Raw genomic sequence first — 1,474 nt, 5'->3', positions numbered from 1 at the left:
CGGTAACGATCTTGCTAAAGGTTTGTTGAACAACCTGTACGGTGACGAAATTCGCAACAACATGCAGCGTCTGCAATGGGTAGAGGCTGAAACGCTGGCGCGATTTATCGTCAACGAGCACCCGCAGATGCAAGCCATTTTCTTGGCTTATCTGCCAGCGGATAGCTCATCTGCCGTGCTGAAGCATCTGCCGCAAGACTACCATGATGAAATCATCTTCCGTATTGCGCAGCTACAAGACATCGATCACCAAGTCGCGACCGATCTGCATGAACTGGTTGAACGTTGTATCGAAAAAGTGTCTGCAAGCCAAAGCGTACCGCTTTCTGGCGTTAAGCAAGCGGCAGACATCATCAACCGCTTTGAAGGCGACCGTGGTTCATTGATGGAAATGCTCAAACTGCATGATGAAGAAGTGGTTAACGCCATCGAAGAGAACATGTTTGACTTCATGGTGCTGGGCCGTCAACGCGAAGAAACCATGGACATGCTCGTACAGCAAATTCCACTCGAGCTTTGGGCTACGGCACTGAAAGGTTCGGATATCACGTTGCAGCAAGCGATCAAACGCTCAATGCCACAACGTATGGTGAAAGCGCTAGAAGACGATATGGAAGCGCGTGGTGCAGTTGCACTAAGTCGAGTTCAGAAAGCACGCCAAGACATCATGCAAATGGTGCGCGAGCTTGATGAGTCGGGCGAAGTTCAGTTGCTTCTATACGAAGAGCCAACGGTGGAATAAAGCATGGCAGAACAAAGATCGAACATTATGCGACTGCCTCCAAGTGGTTACCGTTTACACCGTTTTCCGCCGCTGGCTCAGCCAGTTGCGGTTGATGAAGAGTTCGGCTTGGACAACCAAGGTTGGCAAGAGTCGCAAGTGGACATTCAGCAGCAACTTGAAGCAGGTTTCCAACAGGGGCTGCAACAAGGTCATGAAGAAGGTTTACGCCAAGGCATCGAGCAAGGTAAGCAACAAGGCTTGCTCGATGGCCAGCAAGAAGGCTTTCAGAAAGGATTTGTTTCTGGTGAACAAGCTGGTAAGCAAGGCTTTTTAGAAGCGGCGAAGCCAGTTAATGATTTGTTCCAAGCCTTATCTCGCTGGCAAAGTGAAAAAGAGCAGCAGCAACGCCACATGATTTGTGAGTTGGTACAGAAGGTGGCTCAGCAGGTGATTCGTGCCGAGCTTACTCTGATGCCACAGCAAATTCTGGCGCTAGTGGATGAAACACTGTCTGCGATGCCGGGCAAAGCGGAAACCGTGACGGTTCATCTCAACCCACAAGATCTAGAACGCATTACGCACATTAACGCGGATCTGCCTAAGTCTTGGAAGCTGGTTGCCAACAACGAACTGCCAATTGGTGGTTGTCAGTTAGTGACGGATGATGCGGAAGCAGACGCCAGTTGTGACTCTCGCTTAGAGGCGTGCATGGACAACGTAAAACAGCACTTGTTAGACGAAGTCAGCATT

2 protein-coding genes are annotated in these 1,474 nt (G+C 50.0%); both read left to right on the top strand.

Annotated elements, in window-relative coordinates:
* On the top strand, window positions 1-742 hold a 742-nt coding region (locus R7040_RS24390; protein ID WP_318097249.1), incomplete at its 5' end, for a FliG C-terminal domain-containing protein.
* 3 nt (window positions 743-745) lie between these two features.
* On the top strand, window positions 746-1,474 hold a 729-nt coding region (fliH, locus tag R7040_RS24385; protein WP_318097247.1), incomplete at its 3' end, for a flagellar assembly protein FliH.

This window comes from Vibrio sp. 1069, assembly GCF_033340555.1.
Note: the sequence above shows the minus strand (reverse complement) of the source record. Positions and strands in the feature narration are given on the sequence as shown.